A 16418-nucleotide genomic window follows, 5' to 3' on the forward strand; every position below is an offset into this window, starting at 1 on the left:
GCGCGTCAGGAGGCCCCCAGCACGTCGATGGCGAACACGATGGTGTCGGTGCCCTTGATGCCGGCCGAGGACTGGCCCTTGCTGCCGTAGCCGAACTTCGGCGGGATGGAGAGGATCACGCGACTGCCGGCGGGCAGCCCCGCGAGCTTCTGCTGCCAGCCCTCGACGACGCCGCTGAGGGCCGTCGGGAACGGCTTCTTGGAGTAGCTCTCGTCGAACGGCTTGGAGGCGCCGTAGACCTGGCCGAGGTAGTTGACCAGCACGTTGCCGTCCTTGGGAACGACCGGGCCGGTGCCCTTGCTGACGACCGTGAGCGTGAGACCCGGGGCGGGCTTCTTCGCCGCGAACGTGAGCTTGGTCGGCTTGCCGTCCTTGTCGACGGTGACGCCGGGGACGGTGCCCTTCGCCGTGGCCGGGAAGTCGGCGGTGGGCTGGTAGGGGCCGAGCACGTCGAGGACGAGCAGGACGGGGTCGTCGTTGCCGATCTTGAGCTGGGTGTTGCCGGCCTCGCCGAAGACGTCCTTCGCGGGGGCGGTGACGGCCACGCGGGAGCCGACCTTGGCGCCGATGAGCGCCTTGGTCAGCGTCGGCAGGGTCTGGGCGTCGGAGAGGTCGACGCTCTGCGCGCCGCTGCCGTCGTCGTAGCTGGAGAAGGAGGTCTTCTCGTCGTAGCCGTTGGCGATCACCAGGCCGAGGTAGGCGGTGTCGACCTTCGTCAGCTCGGGACCGTCGCCCTCGACGAGGGTCTTGGTGTCGGTGCCCGACGCCGACATCTGGCCCTTCCAGTCGATCTTCGGCGCGCTGCCGACGTCGCCCGACACGCTGACGGCCGCGAAGCCGCTCTTGGTGTCGTCGGCCGAGTCGTCGCTGCCGCAGCCCGCGAGGGCGGGGACGAGCAGCACGGGCAGGGCGAGGGCCAGCTTCCAACGGGAGGCAGTCACCGGGAACATCCTTCACATGGTCGGGCGGGCGGACGTCGCGCGTCCGTCAGGGATCCTACGGGTCACGCCGGAGCCCTCGACGACCCGCCGCGCTCACATGCCGTCGATGAGTCGCTGCACCCGCTCGTCGTGGGCCTTGAAGGGGTCCTTGCACAGCACCGTGCGCTGCGCCTGGTCGTTGAGCTTGAGGTGCACCCAGTCGACGGTGAAGTCGCGACGCCGCTCCTGGGCGCGGCGGATGAACTCCCCGCGCAGCCGGGCCCGGGTGTTCTGCGGCGGCACCGACTTGGCCTCGAAGATCGCGAGGTCGGAGGTGACGCGGGCGACCTGGCCGCGCTTCTCCAGCAGGTAGTAGAGCCCGCGGTTGCGACGGATGTCGTGGTAGGCGAGGTCGAGCTGGGCGATGCGCGGGTGCCCGAGCGGGAGGCCGTGCCGGGCGCGGTAGGCCTCGATGAGCTTCCACTTGATGACCCAGTCGATCTCGGTGTCGACCAGGCCGAGGTCGTCGGACTCCACGGCCTTCAGTCCGCGCTCCCACAGGTCGAGGGCGCGGTCGATCACCGGGGTGCGCAGCTCGCGGCGGTCGACGAAGTCACGGGCCTTGGCGAGGTACTCCCCCTGGATCTCCAGCGCGCTGGCCTCGCGGCCGTTGGCGAGGCGGACCTTGCGGCGTCCGGTGACGTCGTGGGAGATCTCCCGGATGGCCCGGATCGGGTTCTCCATCGTGAGGTCGCGCATCACCACGCCCTCCTCGATCATCCGCAGCACGAGGTCGCAGGTGGCGACCTTCAGCAGGGTCGTGGTCTCGGACATGTTGGAGTCGCCGACGATGACGTGCAGGCGGCGGTAGCGCTCGGCGTCGGCGTGCGGCTCGTCGCGGGTGTTGATGATCGGCCGCGAGCGGGTGGTGGCCGAGGAGACGCCCTCCCAGATGTGCTCCGCCCGCTGGCTGACGCTGTAGGTGGCCCCGCGCGGGGTCTGGGTGACCTTGCCGGCGCCGACGATGATCTGCCGGGTCACCAGGAACGGGATCAGCACGTCGGCCAGGCGGCTGAACTCCCCCGCCCGACTGACCAGGTAGTTCTCGTGGCAGCCGTAGGAGTTGCCCGCGGAGTCGGTGTTGTTCTTGAACAGGTAGATCTCGCCGGCGATGCCCTCGTCGTGCAGCCGCTCCTCGGCGTCGAGCATCAGCCCCTCGAGGAGCCGCTCACCGGCCTTGTCGTGGGTGACCAGCTCGACGATGTCGTCGCACTCGGGGGTGGCGTACTCGGGGTGGCTGCCGACGTCGAGGTAGAGCCGGGCTCCGTTGCGCAGGAAGACGTTGCTCGATCGCCCCCAGCTGACCACCTTGCGGAAGAGGTAGCGCGCCACCTCGTCCGGGCTCAGTCGTCGCTGCCCCTTGAAGGTGCAGGTGACGCCGTACTCGTTCTCGATCCCGAAGATCCGGCGGTCCATGGAACGACCCTACGGCCCGGACCCTCAGCCCAACAGGGATTCGAGGCGCGCCGGGCTGAGTCGGCTGAACTTCCTGCGCTGCGGACGGGTGCGGTCGAGCACCGCCACCTCGAGGTCGGCGACCTCGATGGAGCGGTCCTCGGCGTCGGTGTGGCCCAGGGCCGCCACCGCCAGCCGCAGGGCGTCGGAGAGGCTGGCGCCCTCGACGTAGCGCTCCTGGAGATAGCCGGCCACCGAGTCGGCCGCGCCGCCCATGACGGCGTACTGGTGCACGTCGGCGACCTGGCCGTCGTAGGTGAGGCGGTAGATCTGGTCGTCGGCGGCGCGCTCGCCGATCTCGCCGACGAACAGCTCGACCTCGAACGGCTTCTCGCCGCCGGAGGAGAACACCGCGCCGAGGGTCTGGGCGTAGGCGTTGGCCAGGGCCCGGCCGGTGACGTCGCGACGGTCGTAGGAGTAGCCGCGCATGTCGGCGAGGCGGACGCCCGCGATGCGCAGGTTCTCGAACTCGTTGTAGCGGCCCACCGCGGCGAAGGCGATGCGGTCGTAGAGCTCGGAGACCTTGTGCAGCGCCTGCGAGGGGTTCTCGGAGGCGAAGAGGATGCCGTCGGCGTACTGGACCGCGACGACCGACCGGCCCCGGGCGATGCCCTTGCGCGCGAAGTCGGCCCGGTCCTTCATCAGCTGCTCGGGCGAGACGTAGAACGGCATGCTCATGCCGGTGCACCTCCGTTCGTGTCGACGGGACCGGCGGAGCCGAGGGAGGCGACCGGGCCGTTGGGCTGGGACATCCGGGCCGCGACGACGCGGGTGGCGATGTCGGCGACCTCCTGCTCGGTGAGCCGGCGTCCGCCCTCGGCGGTGATGACGTGGACGATCGGGAAGAGGCGGCGACTGACGTCGGGACCGCCGGTGGCGGAGTCGTCGTCGGCGGCGTCGTAGAGCGCCTCGATGGCGATCGTGGCGGCCTCGTCCTCGTCGAGGTCGGACCGGTAGAGCTTCTTCAGCGAGCCCTTGGCGAACAGCGAGCCGGAGCCGACGGAGTGGTAGCCGGTCTCCTCGTAGCGCCCGCCGGTGACGTCGTAGCTGAACATCCTGCCGCGGGAGACGTCGAGGTCGTAGCCGACCAGCAGCGGGACCACCGCCATGCCCTGCATGGCCATGCCGAGGTTGCCGCGGATGAGCGCGGAGAGGCGGTTGGCCTTGCCGTCGAAGGAGAGGACGGTGCCCTCGATCTTCTCGTAGTGCTCGAGCTCGACCTGGAACAGGCGCATCAGCTCGACCGCGAGACCCGCGGTGCCGGCGAAGCCGCCCGCGGAGTACTCGTCGGTGGCGTAGATCTTCTCGATGTCGCGCGAGGCGATGAGGTTGCCCATCGTGGCGCGACGGTCACCGGCGATGAGGACGCCGCCGGGGAAGGTCAGGGCGACGATCGTGGTGCCGTGCGGGGCGGCGTCGTCGCCGACGACGCCCGGGACCGAGCGCCGCGAGGGCAGCAGGTCGGGCGCCTGGTCGGCGAGGAACTCCGCGAACGACGACGTGCCGGGGCGCAGGAACGCGGCCGGCAGACGGGACTCGCTCATTCGCCGCCCTTCTGGATGAAGGACTTCACGAAGTCCTCGGCGTTGGTCTCCAGGACGTCGTCGATCTCGTCGAGGAGGTCGTCGACGTCGGCGTCGAGCGCCTCCTTGCGCTCCGCGACGTCGGTCTCGGGGAGGTCCTGCGTGGTCTCCTCGGTCTCACCGGACCGGCGCGGCTGCTTCTGCTCCTGTGCCATGTCTCCGACCCTAGCCCTCCGGACCACCCGACGCCCGGGCTGCGGTGGGGTTTCGCCCGGTTTCGCCGCAGGCGAACGCGCCGGCGGCCGGGGAGGACTAGGAGCGGGTGCCGCGCGTGAGCCGGTGGAAGAGCTGCTGGGCGGTCTCGGCGCCGGCGATCAGCTCGCCGACGTGGGCCTCGGTGCCCCGCAGCGGGTCGATGGTGGGCACGCGCTGCAGGGACTCGCGGCCGGGCAGGTCGAAGATCACCGAGTCCCAGGACGCCGCGGCCACCGCGTCGGCGTACTTCTCCAGGCACTTGCCGCGGAAGTAGGCGCGGGTGTCGTGCGGCGGCTCGTGCATGGCCGCCTCGACGGCCTCGTCGGTGACGAGGCGCTCGATCCGGCCGGCGGCGACCAGGCGGTGGTACAGGCCCTTCTCGGGGCGGATGTCGGAGTACTGCAGGTCGACGGCCTGCAGCTTGGCGTCGTCCCAGTCCAGGCCGTCGCGGTCGCGGTAGCGCTGCAGGATCTGCAGCTTGGCGACCCAGTCGAGCTCGCGAGCGCACTCCATCGGATCGCGGGCCAGGCGCGTGAGCACCGACTCCCAGCGGTCGAGGACGTCGCGGGTCTGCTCGTCGTCGGCGCCGGTCTTCGCGACGTGGGCGCGTGCGAGCTCGAGGTACTCCCCCTGCAGCTCGAGCGCGGTGATGGTGCGGCCGTCGCGCAGCGTGACGGTCTGGCGCAGCGTGGGGTCGTGGGAGACCGCCCGCAGCGCCGCGACGGGGCCGTCGACGCTGAGGTCGCGGGTGATGAAGCCGTCCTCGATCATCGCCAGGACCAGCGCCGTGGTGCCGACCTTGAGGTAGCTGGAGACCTCGGCGAGGTTCGCGTCGCCGATGATCACGTGGAGGCGACGGTGACGCTGGGGGTCGGCGTGCGGCTCGTCGCGGGTGTTGATGATCGGCCGCTTGAGCGTGGTCTCGAGGCCGACCTCGACCTCGAAGAAGTCGGCGCGCTGACTGATCTGGTAGCCGTGCTCGCGGCCGTCCTGGCCGATGCCGACCCGGCCGGCGCCGCACACGACCTGACGGCTGACGAAGAACGGCGTCAGGTGCTTGACGATGTCGGCGAAGGGCGTGGAGCGCCGCATCAGGTAGTTCTCGTGGGCGCCGTAGGAGGCGCCCTTGTTGTCGGTGTTGTTCTTGTACAGCGCGATGGCCGCCCCGCCCGGCAGCGTGGCGGCCCGCCGGGCGGCGTCGAGCATCACCAGCTCGCCGGCCTTGTCGAAGAGCACGGCGTCGAGCGGGTTGGTGATCTCGGGCGTGGAGAACTCCGGGTGGGCGTGGTCGACGTAGAGCCGGGCGCCGTTGGTGAGGATGACGTTGGCCAGGCCGAGGTCCTCGTCGGTGAGCTGCGAGGGATCGGCGACCTGGCGGGCCATGTCGAACCCGCGGGCGTCGCGCAGCGGCGACTCCTCCTCGAAGTCCCACCGCGCCCGCCGCGCGGTGAGCGTGGCCGTGGCGTAGGCGTTGACGATCTGGGACGAGGCCACCATCGGATTGGCCAGGGGCTGCCCCTGGACGGCGATGCCGTACTCGACCTCGGTCCCCATGACTCGCCGCACCGACATGCGGCGAGCCTACGGGGTCGGGTGGTCAGCGCTTGCGGAGGACCAGCTGGGCGACGTAGACGATGGCCAGGACGAGCAGGACGAGGACGAGGAGCTTGATCATGCGGGAAGCCTCCCCGTCCCCTGGCGGCTCACACGCCCAGGAGGGTGGGCAGCGTCGGCCCACCCGCTCGCCGCGCCTCAGTCGAGGTCGATGCCGCGTCGGGCGTCGCGGCCCATCCACCAGGTCAGCGCCGCGATGACGACGCCGGCTCCCGCCACGATCTCGATGACGCCCATGGCGTGCTCCTCCGGTGCTCTCGGTGCGGACGCGAACGCGCCCTCCCCCACGGTAGACCCGGGGTGGAGGGCGCGTGCGTCGGGGCTCTCAGGCGACCGGGGCCGCCGGGGCCGCCCCGGCCAGCGCCGTCAGAGGTACTGACCGGTGTTGGAGACGGTGTCGATGGACCGGCCGGGCTCGGTGCCCTGCTTGCCCGTGATGAGCGTGCGGATGAAGACGATCCGCTCGCCCTTCTTGCCCGAGATCCGCGCCCAGTCGTCGGGGTTGGTGGTGTTCGGGAGGTCCTCGTTCTCCTTGAACTCATCGACGCAGGCCTGCAGCAGGTGGCTCACGCGGATGCCGCGCTGCTGGTGCTCGAGGAGGTCCTTGATGGCCATCTTCTTGGCGCGGTCGACGATGTTCTGGATCATCGCGCCGGAGTTGAAGTCCTTGAAGTACAGGACCTCCTTGTCGCCGTTGGCGTAGGTGACCTCGAGGAAGCGGTTCTCCTCGGTCTCGGTGTACATCCGCTCGACGGTCGCCCGGATCATGCCGTCGACGCAGGCCTGGGGATCGCCGCCGAACTCGGCGACGTCCTCGGCGTGCAGCGGCAGCCGCGCCGTGAGGTACTTGGAGAAGATGTCGCGCGCGGACTCGGCGTCGGGACGCTCGATCTTGATCTTCACGTCGAGGCGGCCAGGACGCAGGATCGCGGGGTCGATCATGTCCTCGCGGTTGGAGGCGCCGATGACGAGCACGTTCTCGAGCAGCTCGACGCCGTCGATCTCGCTGAGCAGCTGCGGGACGATCGTGTTCTCGACGTCGGAGGACACGCCCGAGCCGCGGGTGCGGAACAGGGAGTCCATCTCGTCGAAGAACACGATGACCGGGGTGCCGGTGCTGGCCTTCTCACGCGCCCGCTGGAACACCAGGCGGATGTGGCGCTCGGTCTCGCCGACGTACTTGTTGAGCAGCTCGGGGCCCTTGATGTTGAGGAAGTAGGACTTCCCCTCCTGGCCGGTCTTCGCCGCGACCTTCTTGGCCAGCGAGTTGGCCACCGCCTTGGCGATGAGGGTCTTGCCGCAGCCCGGCGGGCCGTAGAGCAGGATGCCCTTGGGCGGCTTGAGCTCGTGCTCGGCGAAGAGCTCGGGGTGCAGGTACGGGAGCTCGACGGCGTCCTGGATCAGCTCGATCTGGTTGCCGAGGCCGCCGATGGAGTCGTAGGCGATGTCGGGGACCTCCTCGAGGACCAGCTCCTCGACCTCCGACTTCGGGACCTTCTCGTAGACGTAGCCGGCCCGGCTGTCGAGCAGGAGGGAGTCTCCGGCGCGCACGACCTCGGAGAGCAGCGGCTCGGCCATCTTGACCACGCGCTCCTCGTCGGCGCCGGCGATGACCAGGACGCGCTCGGCGTCGGCCATGACCTCCTTGACCAGGACGACCTCGCCCGTGCGCTCGAACTCCATCGCCGCGACGACGTTGAGCGCCTCGTTGAGCATGACCTCCTGGCCGCGCTGCAGCTCGTCGAGCTCGACGGCGGGGCTGACGCTGACGCGCAGCTTCCGGCCGCCGGTGAAGACGTCGATCGTGTCGTCGTCGTTGCGCTGCAGGAAGGTGCCGAAGCCCGCCGGCGGCTGCGCCAGGCGGTCGACCTCCTCCTTGAGCTTCATGATCTGGTCGCGAGCGTCGCGCAGGGTCTGCGCGAGCCGCTCGTTCTGCGACGTGAGCGCCGCCAGCGAGCGCTGGGCGTCGGAGAGCTTCAGCTCGAGGGATCGCGAGGATCCGGGCGCCTCGGTGAGACGACGGCGCAGATCGCCGACCTCCGCCTCGAGGAACCGCACCTGGCTGCGCAGCTCGTCGGCGCTCGGGCCCCCGGGACCGCCGTACTGACCATCGGTTGTCATGTGCGCACCTCCTGTCCTTCGACCCTACCTGCGCGATCGGGCGATCCGCAGTGAGCCGCGAGGAACTTCTCGGTCACGATTCGACACCGACGGACCCTGCCGCCTGTCGGCGTCCGGGTGCTGGGACGCGGTCCCACCCCTCCGGGTCGGGGCTGCGGGGCGGCCGACCTCAGTCCTGGTCGCCGCCGGCCTCGTGCTCGACGTCGGCGGGACGCGGGCCGGTGTAGTCCGGGCCGTAGGCGCCGGGAGCCGGACGCCGGGTGCGGCGCGGCGGGCGGGCGCCGGGCGCGAGCCGACGGGCGGTGACGAGGAAGGCCGTGTGGCCGATCATCTTGTGGCCCGGACGCACCGCGAGGCCCTCGACGTGCCAGTCGCGGACCAGCGACTCCCAGGCGTGGGGGTCGGTGAAGCCGCCGTGCACGCGCACGGTCTCGACGAAGCGGGAGAGCTGGGTGGTGGTCGCGACGTAGGCGCACACGATGCCGCCGGGCACGAGGGCGTCGGCGGCGGCGTCGAGGCAGTCCCACGGAGCCAGCATGTCGAGGATGATGCGGTCGGCCCGCTCCCCCGAGGCCGGCAGCGCCTCGGCGAGGTCGCCGAGGGTCAGCGTCCACGCGGGGTGGGTCTCGCCGTCGGGGGCGCCGAAGAACTGGTGGACGTTCTTGCGGGCGACCTCGGCGAACTCCTCGCGCCGCTCGTAGGAGGAGACCTTGCCGTAGGGGCCGACCGCGCGCAGCAGCGAGCAGGTCAGGGCGCCGGAGCCGACGCCGGCCTCGACCACGCGGGCCCCCGGGAAGACGTCGGCGAGGGCGACGATCTGGGCGGCGTCCTTGGGGTAGACGACCGCGGCGCCGCGGGGCATCGAGACGACGAACTCCGAGAGCAGCGGCCGGAACACCAGGTACTCCGCGCCGCCGGAGCTCTGCAGCGTGAAGCCCTCCTCGCGGCCGATCAGGTCGTCGTGCTCGAGGTGGCCGCGGTTGGAGAAGAAGCGCTTGCCCGGGACGAGCTCGAAGTTGTGCTTGCGGCCCTTGGCGTCGACCAGACGCACCCACTCGCCCGCGCGCAGGACGCCGCGGTGCACGCCGGACCAGGCCTCGGCGGGGACGTCGTCGACACCGGGCGCGGGGGTCTGGCTGCTCTCCATGGGCGGTCACCCTAGTGTCGTCGGGCCGCAGGGCCGGAAACGACGACGCGCTCCGGCCCGGAGCGGCCGCGATCAGCGCGCCAGCGCCTCGCGGAAGGCGCGGTCGACGTCGTGGGCGACCAGGAGTCCGTAGACCGAGCCGGACTCGTCGAGCACGACGTACTCGGCCGCGGGCGTGGCGGTGAGGGCGTTGACGAGGGCCTCGCCCGCGAGCGCGGCGGAGATGAGGAGTCCGGGCTCCAGACGCCGGGCGACGGTGGAGGTGGCCACCCACGCACGACGCTCCTCGGGGACGGCGAGCAGGGCGGCCTCGTTGACGATGCCCTCGAGGCGGTCGTCGCTGCTGACGGTGACGATGCCGCCGGCCTGGGCGTCGCGGGCGCGGCGGACGGCCTCCGCGAGCGGGAGGTCGGCGGGCACGACGAGGCTGCGGCGCGCGAGGTCGCGGGCGAGGATCGACGGGAGACGGCGGCGCAGCCGGGCCGACTGCAGGGCGGCCGTGGAGCCCGCCCACAGGAACCCGGCGACCAGGACGGCCAGGATGACGTCGAGGAACGTCGACGGGATGCCGAGCAGCTCCAGCGCCAGCGGCCACAGCAGCGCCAGCACCGACACGACGCGACCGCCCCAGGCGGCGACGATCGTGGCCCGGTGGACGTCGCCGGAGGCGCCCCACACGACGGCCTTGAGCACGCGGCCGCCGTCCAGCGGCAGGCCCGGGACGAGGTTCAGGACGCCCACCAGCAGGTTCGCGCCGGCGAGTCCCTCGAGCACCAGCTCCAGGAGCCCGTCGGGCACCACGAACAGCAGGCCGAGGGCGACGACGCCGACGGCCAGCGAGGTGAGCGGGCCGACGATCGCGATGAGGAGCTCCTCGCGCGGGCGGCGCGCCTCCTTCTCGATGGAGGTCATGCCGCCGAGGAAGTGGAGCGTGATCGAGCTGACCGGGAGCCCGAACGCGCGGGCGACGACCGCGTGGGCCGCCTCGTGCAGCAGCACCGAGCCGTAGAGCACGACCGCGAACACCAGGCCCGCGAGGTACTTCCACGGTCCGAGGCCCGGCTCGACCTCGTCGACGCGCGGCGCGATGACCACCGCGATCAGGGCCGCGACGAAGAACCAGGACGTCGAGACGAGCACGTCGCTGCCCGCGATGGAGCCGATGCGGATCGTCCCGGGACGCCGGGCGGTCCGGGGCGACGGCGGCGGCGTTGCGGACACGCCCCGAGGCTAGCCGAGGGACCGAGGCGTCCGGACGCCGAGGCCGGACCGTGCGTGCGCTGTCGGCGCGGCCGGTTAGGTTGCGGGCATGACGACCAGCCCCGCCGAGCGCGTCTCGACGCCCGTCGACGGCGTCGAGGTCGTCGGCGCCCTCTCCCCCAGTCGCGCCTCGGACTTCCTGGCCTGCCCGCTGCTCTACCGCTTCCGCACCATCGACAGGCTCCCGGAGCCGCCGTCGCCGGAGGCCACCCGCGGCACGGTCGTGCACAAGGTGCTCGAGGACCTCTTCGGCCTGCCGGCGGCCGAGCGCACGCCCGAGCGGGCCGAGTCGATGCTGCCGGCGGCCTGGGACGCCGTGCGCGCCGAGCGCCCGGAGGTCGAGGGGCTCTTCGAGGGAGCCGCCCCCGACGCCCTCGAGCGGTGGCTGCGCGGGTGCGCCGGCGTGCTGGCCCGCTGGTTCACCCTCGAGGACCCCACCCGACTCGAGCCGGCCGAGCGCGAGCACTACGTCGAGGCGCTGCTGGAGAGCCGCCTGCTGCTGCGCGGCTTCATCGACCGGCTCGACGTCGCGTCCACGGGGGCGGTGCGCATCGTCGACTACAAGACCGGTCGCGCGCCCGGCCCCGGCTTCGAGGCCTCGGCGCTGTTCCAGATGCGGTTCTACGCCCTCGTGCTGTGGCGCACGACCGGCGTCGTCCCGGCGATGCTGCAGCTGGTCTACCTCGGCGACGGCACGATCGTGCGCTACGAGCCCGACGAGCAGGACCTCCGCGCCACCCAGCGCAAGGTCGAGGCGATCTGGGAGGCGATCAGCGCGGCCCGTGAGAGCGGTGAGTGGCAGCCCAGCCGCGGACGCCTGTGCGGCTGGTGCGCCCACCAGGCGCTCTGCCCGGAGTTCGGCGGCACCCCGCCTCCGCTGCCGCAGACGGACCGGCCGGACCAGCCGAACCGGCCGAACCAGCCGGACTAGACGCTCAGGCGCGGGCCTCGGCGTGCACCACGGCGAGGTCGTGGGGCGTCAGGCCCGCGAGCGTCTCGCGGAAGACGCGGCGCTCGCCCTCGGGCACCGGCACGTGGTTCGGCACCACCATGACCGAGCACCCGGCCGCCACGGCGCTCGCGACGCCCGGGCGGGAGTCCTCGACGGCCACGCAGTCGGCCGGGTCGACGCCGAGTCGCTCGGCGGCGACCAGGTAGGGCTCGGGGTGCGGCTTGCCGTGGGTGACGACGTCACCGGTGACGATCGTCGCGAACGTGCCCTCGGGCAGGTGCTCGAGGATCGGCTCGACGAAGCGCGTCCACGACATCGTCACCAGCGCGCAGGGCACGCCGGCCTCGTGGAGCTCGGCGAGGAGCTCGCGGGCGCCCGGCAGCCACGGCACCGACTCGCGGATCCGGGCGACGACGCCGTCGAGGAGCTCCTCGACGATCTCCTCCGGGGAGAGGTCCAGGCCCATGTGCTCGCGGATGTAGCGCCCCGAGGTGATCAGGTCGTTGCCCACCAGCGCCAGCGCGTGCTCGTGGCTCCAGGTCGCGCCGTGACGCTCGGCCAGGGCGAACTCCGTGGCGATCCAGTAGGGCTCGGTGTCGACGAGGGTGCCGTCCATGTCCCACAGCACGGCCGCCGGAGCGGTGGTCGTGGCGGGCTGCTCGAGGGCGGCGGAAGCGGTGGTCAGGACGTCCTCCTGGGGCGCGGCGGGGGTCGTCTCCACCCTAGGCGGCCGCCGCCGCTCGAACGACGTGACGTCGGTCCCAGGCCGCCACGGTGATCGAGCCTGTCGAGGTCCCCTGGCAGGCTCGGGCCATGACCACACCACTCGTCACTGCCGAGCATCACCTGCGGATCGCCCGCCCCTCCGCTGATCTCGCGGCGGCCGAGCGATTCTGGTGCGAGGGCGTCGGCCTGGCGGTGCAGTGGCGCACTGACGCGGAGGCTCAGGGCGGTCACGCCCTGCTGATGATCGGAGCGCCCGGAGCCGCATGGCACCTGGAGCTGGTGGCGGACGCCGAGCAGCTCGCCGCCCGACCGCCGGGTCCGGAGGACCTGCTGGTGCTGTACCGCGCCGTCCCCCTGGACGACGCCGAACGCGCCCGGCTCGAGGCCGCCGGCGGCAGCGTCGTCGCGTCCCGGAACCCGTACTGGGACGAGCACGGCGTCACCATCCGCGACCCCGACGGCCACCTGCTCGTCCTGAGCCACCGCACGTGGGGCTGAGCGGACTCCGCGCAGGCGTCGGGGATCTCGACAGGCTCGATCACCATCCGGGGCCGCGCGGCCGTTCCGTCGACTGTCGCAGGAATCAGTCGTCGGGGTCGTAGCCCAGGCTCGGGGAGAGCCAGCGCTCGGCCTCCTGGATGCTCCAGCCCTTGCGCTCGGCGTAGTCGGCCACCTGGTCGCGGCCGAGGCGGCCGACGACGAAGTACTGCGCCTGCGGGTGGCTGTAGTAGAAGCCGGAGACCGACGCGCCGGGCCACATCGCCATCGACTCGGTGAGCGTGATGCCGGTGGTCTCCTCGACGTCGAGGAGGTCCCACAGCAGCAGCTTCTCGGTGTGGTCGGGGCAGGCGGGGTAGCCGGGTGCGGGCCGGATGCCGGTGTACTTCTCGGCGATGAGGTCCTCGTTGCTGAGCTGCTCGGCGGGCACGTGGCCCCAGAACTCGGTGCGCACGCGCTGGTGGAGCCGCTCGGCGAACGCCTCGGCGAGACGGTCGGCCAGCGACTCCAGGAGGATCGCGGAGTAGTCGTCGTGGGCGTCCTTGAACGCCTGCACGCGCTCGGGCAGGCCGATGCCGGCCGTGACCGCGAACGCGCCGAGGTGGTCGGCCAGGCCGGTGGACTCCGGCGCGACGAAGTCGGCCAGGGCGCGGTTCGGGATGCCGTCGCGGTGCTCGCCCTGCTGACGCAGGTGGTGGAGGACCATCCGCTCGCCGTCGCGGGCGTCGTCGTAGACCACGACGTCGTCGCCCCGCGAGGCGGCGGGGAAGAGCCCGTACACGCCGTGCGCGCTGATCCACCGCTCCGCGATGAGGGTGTCGAGCATCGCCTGGGCGTCCTCGTAGAGCCGTCGTGCGGCCTCGCCCGCGGTGGGGCTGTTGAGGATGTCGGGGAAGCGCCCCTTCATCTCCCAGGCGTTGAAGAACGGCTGCCAGTCGATGTACTCACGGAGCTCGGCGAGGTCGTAGTCGCGCAGGACGTGGACGCCGTGCTGCCGCGGCGCCGGCGGCTCGTAGCCGCTCCAGTCGATGCGGGTGGCGTTGGCCCGCGCGGCTTCGAGGCTCAGCTTGGGCCGCTCGGACTTCGAAGCGTGCCGCTCGCGCAGGGACGCGTAGTCCTCCGCGACGTCGGCCAGCAGCGCCTTCCGGCGCTCGGGGTGGAGGAGCGCGGCGGCAGTGGGCACCGACCGGGAGGCGTCCTTGACCCACACCACGGGCCCCTCGTAGCGCGGGGCGACCTTGACGGCCGTGTGGGCGCGCGAGGTGGTGGCGCCGCCGATGAGCAGCGGGATGTCGAGCCCGAGGCGCTGCATCTCGGTGGCGATGGTGACCATCTCGTCGAGCGAGGGCGTGATCAGGCCCGACAGGCCGATGATGTCGGCGCCGACCTCCTGCGCGGTGTCGAGGATCTTCTGCGGCGGCACCATGACGCCGAGGTCGATGACCTCGAAGTTGTTGCACTGCAGCACGACGCCGACGATGTTCTTGCCGATGTCGTGGACGTCGCCCTTGACCGTGGCCATGACGATCGTGCCGTTGGAGTCCTTCGCGGTGGCCAGCGCCGGGTTGGCGGCCTTCTCCTCCTCGATGAACGGGATGAGGTAGGCCACCGCCTTCTTCATCACGCGAGCGGACTTCACGACCTGCGGCAGGAACATCTTGCCGGCGCCGAAGAGGTCGCCGACGACGTCCATGCCGGCCATGAGCGGGCCCTCGATGACCTCGATGGGCCGTCCGCCGCGCTCGGCGATGAGGGCGCGCAGCTCCTCGGTGTCGGCCTCGACGTGGGCGTCGATGCCCTTGACCAGGGCGTGGGTGATGCGCTCCTCGACGGGCCGGCCACGCCACTCCTCGGCGCTGACCTCGACGGCGGAGGCCGCGGCGTTGTGGGACTCCGCGATCTCCAGCAGCCGCTCGGCGGCATCGGGCCGACGGTTGAGCACGACGTCCTCGATGCGCTCGCGCAGCGCAGGGTCGACCTCGTCGTAGACCGCGAGCGCGCCGGCGTTGACGATGCCCATGTCGAGGCCCGCGCGGATCGCGTGGAAGAGGAACACGGCGTGGATCGCCTCGCGCACCGGGTTGTTGCCGCGGAAGGAGAAGGAGACGTTGGAGATGCCGCCGGAGACCTTCGCCCCGGGCAGGTTCTCCTTGATCCAGCGGGTGGCCTCGATGAAGTCCAGGCCGTAGGAGGCGTGCTCCTCGATGCCCGTGGCGACCGCGAAGACGTTGGGGTCGAAGATGATGTCCTCGGCCGGGAACCCGACCTCCTCGGTGAGGATGCGGTAGGCGCGCGAGCAGATCGCGATGCGCCGCTGCAGGTTGTCGGCCTGACCGTCCTCGTCGAAGGCCATGACGACGGCGGCCGCGCCGTACTTGCGGCACAGACGCGCCTGGGCCCGGAAGGCGTCCTCGCCCTCCTTCATGGAGATCGAGTTGACGATCGGCTTGCCCTGCACGGTCTTCAGACCGGCCTCGATGACCTCCCACTTCGAGGAGTCGACCATCAGCGGCACGCGGGAGATGTCGGGCTCGGCGGCGACCAGCTTGAGGAAGCGGTCCATCGCGGCGACGCCGTCGATCATGCCCTCGTCCATGTTGACGTCGATGACCTGGGCGCCGCTCTCGACCTGCTGCGCGGCCACGGAGAGGGCGGTGTCGTAGTCGCCGTCGCGGATGAGGTTGCGGAAGCGCGCCGAGCCGGTGATGTTGGTGCGCTCGCCGACGTTGACGAACAGCGAGTCCGCGCCGATGGCGAACGGCTCGAGGCCGGAGAGGCGCATCGCGGGGGCGATCTCGGGCACCTGGCGGCGGGCGACGCCGTCGACCCGCCTCGCGATGGCGGCGATGTGCGCGGGCGTGGTGCCGCAGCAGCCCCCGACGAGGTTGACCAGGCCGGCGTCGGCGAACTCGCCGACGACCGCGGCGGTCTCCTCGGCGGCCTCGTCGTACTCGCCGAACGCATTGGGCAGGCCGGCGTTGGGGTAGCAGGAGACGAAGGTGTCGGCGATGCGGGAGAGCTCGGCGATGTAGGGACGCATCTCCCGCGCGCCGAGGGCGCAGTTGAGCCCGACGGCGATCGGCCGCGCGTGGCGCACGGAGTTCCAGAACGCCTCGGTGACCTGGCCCGAGAGCGTGCGGCCCGAGGCGTCGGTGATGGTGCCGGAGATGATCACCGGCCAGCGGCGGCCGGTCTCCTCGAAGAGGGTCTCGACGGCGAAGATCGCGGCCTTGGCGTTGAGGGTGTCGAAGATCGTCTCGATGACGAGGATGTCGGCCCCGCCGTCGACCAGACCCCGCGCCGCCGTGCCGTAGGCCTCGACGAGCTGGTCCCAGGAGACGTTGCGGGCCCCGGGGTCGTTGACGTCCGGGGAGATCGACGCGGTGCGGGTCGTCGGGCCCAGCGCGCCGGCGACGTAGCGCGGGCGCTCGTCGGTGGAGAACTCGTCGGCCACGCGTCGCGCCAGCCGGGCCGACTCGAGGTTGAGCTCGTAGGCCAGCTCCTCGAGGCCGTAGTCGGCCAGCGAGACGGAGTTGGCGTTGAAGGTGTTGGTCTCGAGGAGGTCGGCGCCCGCGCGGAGGTACTCGCGGTGGATCTCCTCGATGATCTGCGGCTGCGTGAGCGTGAGGAGGTCGTTGTTGCCGACGAGATCGCTCGGGTGGTCGGCGAACCGCTCGCCGCGGTAGCCGGCCTCGTCGGGCCGGTCGCGCTGGATGGCCGTGCCCATGGCGCCGTCGATCACCAGGATCCGCTGCCGCAGAGCAGTGGTCAGGGACTCGGTGGCGTCCGGACGCCAAGGCGCCCCGACGATGGGCTCGGTCACGCGCATCTCCTTCCGGGTCGGCCTCTGCCGATCCTCCCTCCACGGTACGGAGGGGGTGTCCGAT

13 protein-coding genes are annotated in these 16418 nt (G+C 71.6%); 2 read left to right on the plus strand and 11 right to left on the minus strand.

Features of this window, described 5'->3' with window-relative positions; genetic code table 11:
* Positions 1-5 precede the first annotated feature (5 nt).
* From ACZDWJ_RS04760 to ACZDWJ_RS04800, 9 genes are all read right to left on the minus strand, one after another.
* Positions 6-941: an FKBP-type peptidyl-prolyl cis-trans isomerase gene (locus ACZDWJ_RS04760; RefSeq protein WP_463519769.1), complete on the minus strand. Its 936-nt coding sequence runs from the start codon at positions 939-941 to the stop codon at positions 6-8.
* 93 nt (positions 942-1034) lie between these two features.
* Positions 1035-2396, minus strand: a complete 1362-nt coding sequence (gene pafA / locus ACZDWJ_RS04765; protein ID WP_463519770.1) for a Pup--protein ligase — start codon at positions 2394-2396, stop codon at positions 1035-1037.
* 24 nt (positions 2397-2420) lie between these two features.
* Positions 2421-3113 (minus strand): proteasome subunit alpha, encoded by a 693-nt coding sequence (gene prcA / locus ACZDWJ_RS04770; protein ID WP_463519771.1) that lies wholly within the window; start codon positions 3111-3113, stop codon positions 2421-2423.
* Positions 3110-3979, minus strand: coding sequence for a proteasome subunit beta (prcB, locus tag ACZDWJ_RS04775; RefSeq protein WP_463519772.1), 870 nt, complete (start codon positions 3977-3979; stop codon positions 3110-3112). The genes prcA and prcB overlap by 4 nt, the downstream gene beginning before the upstream one ends.
* Positions 3976-4173, minus strand: coding sequence for a ubiquitin-like protein Pup (locus tag ACZDWJ_RS04780; protein WP_463519773.1), 198 nt, complete (start codon positions 4171-4173; stop codon positions 3976-3978). The genes prcB and ACZDWJ_RS04780 overlap by 4 nt, the downstream gene beginning before the upstream one ends.
* Before the next feature lie 97 nt (positions 4174-4270).
* Entirely contained in the window at positions 4271-5785 is a 1515-nt protein-coding gene (dop, locus tag ACZDWJ_RS04785; RefSeq protein ID WP_463519774.1) for a depupylase/deamidase Dop, read from the minus strand.
* Between the two features lie 408 nt (positions 5786-6193).
* Entirely contained in the window at positions 6194-7948 is a 1755-nt protein-coding gene (gene arc, locus ACZDWJ_RS04790) for a proteasome ATPase (RefSeq protein WP_463519775.1), read from the minus strand.
* A gap of 169 nt (positions 7949-8117) precedes the next feature.
* The gene (locus ACZDWJ_RS04795) at positions 8118-9095 is read right to left on the minus strand and encodes a tRNA (adenine-N1)-methyltransferase (RefSeq protein WP_463519776.1); all 978 of its coding nucleotides are present in this window, start codon (positions 9093-9095) and stop codon (positions 8118-8120) included.
* A gap of 72 nt (positions 9096-9167) precedes the next feature.
* Entirely contained in the window at positions 9168-10316 is a 1149-nt protein-coding gene (locus ACZDWJ_RS04800; RefSeq protein WP_463519777.1) for a site-2 protease family protein, read from the minus strand.
* Between the two features lie 88 nt (positions 10317-10404).
* Between ACZDWJ_RS04800 and ACZDWJ_RS04805 the strand changes: the two genes are divergently transcribed.
* On the plus strand, positions 10405-11286 hold the full coding sequence (locus ACZDWJ_RS04805; RefSeq protein WP_463519778.1) for a RecB family exonuclease: 882 nt from the start codon (positions 10405-10407) through the stop codon (positions 11284-11286).
* A 4-nt stretch (positions 11287-11290) separates the two neighbouring features.
* Here ACZDWJ_RS04805 and ACZDWJ_RS04810 read toward each other — a convergent pair whose 3' ends face one another.
* The gene (locus tag ACZDWJ_RS04810; protein ID WP_463519779.1) at positions 11291-12028 is read right to left on the minus strand and encodes an HAD family hydrolase; all 738 of its coding nucleotides are present in this window, start codon (positions 12026-12028) and stop codon (positions 11291-11293) included.
* Positions 12029-12120: 92 nt separating this feature from the next.
* Between ACZDWJ_RS04810 and ACZDWJ_RS04815 the strand changes: the two genes are divergently transcribed.
* A complete protein-coding gene (locus ACZDWJ_RS04815; RefSeq protein WP_463519780.1) occupies positions 12121-12531 on the plus strand; it encodes a VOC family protein in 411 nt (136 codons plus the stop codon).
* Positions 12532-12616: 85 nt separating this feature from the next.
* Here the strand turns inward: ACZDWJ_RS04815 and metH are convergent, their stop codons facing one another.
* On the minus strand, positions 12617-16354 hold the full coding sequence (metH, locus tag ACZDWJ_RS04820; protein ID WP_463519781.1) for a methionine synthase: 3738 nt from the start codon (positions 16352-16354) through the stop codon (positions 12617-12619).
* Between the last annotated feature and the right edge of the window lie 64 nt (positions 16355-16418).

The organism is Nocardioides sp. B129/18, assembly GCF_055282735.1.

Excerpts from the sequence above, each read along its gene's own strand:
- pafA (WP_463519770.1), bottom strand. The coding sequence starts at position 2,396 with ATGGACCGCCGGATCTTCGGGATCGAGAACGAGTACGGCGTCACCTGC.
- prcA (WP_463519771.1), bottom strand. The coding sequence starts at position 3,113 with ATGAGCATGCCGTTCTACGTCTCGCCCGAGCAGCTGATGAAGGACCGG.
- prcB (WP_463519772.1), bottom strand. The coding sequence starts at position 3,979 with ATGAGCGAGTCCCGTCTGCCGGCCGCGTTCCTGCGCCCCGGCACGTCG.
- ACZDWJ_RS04780 (WP_463519773.1), bottom strand. The coding sequence starts at position 4,173 with ATGGCACAGGAGCAGAAGCAGCCGCGCCGGTCCGGTGAGACCGAGGAG.
- dop (WP_463519774.1), bottom strand. The coding sequence starts at position 5,785 with ATGTCGGTGCGGCGAGTCATGGGGACCGAGGTCGAGTACGGCATCGCC.
- arc (WP_463519775.1), bottom strand. The coding sequence starts at position 7,948 with ATGACAACCGATGGTCAGTACGGCGGTCCCGGGGGCCCGAGCGCCGAC.
- ACZDWJ_RS04795 (WP_463519776.1), bottom strand. The coding sequence starts at position 9,095 with ATGGAGAGCAGCCAGACCCCCGCGCCCGGTGTCGACGACGTCCCCGCC.
- ACZDWJ_RS04805 (WP_463519778.1), top strand. The coding sequence starts at position 10,405 with ATGACGACCAGCCCCGCCGAGCGCGTCTCGACGCCCGTCGACGGCGTC.
- ACZDWJ_RS04815 (WP_463519780.1), top strand. The coding sequence starts at position 12,121 with ATGACCACACCACTCGTCACTGCCGAGCATCACCTGCGGATCGCCCGC.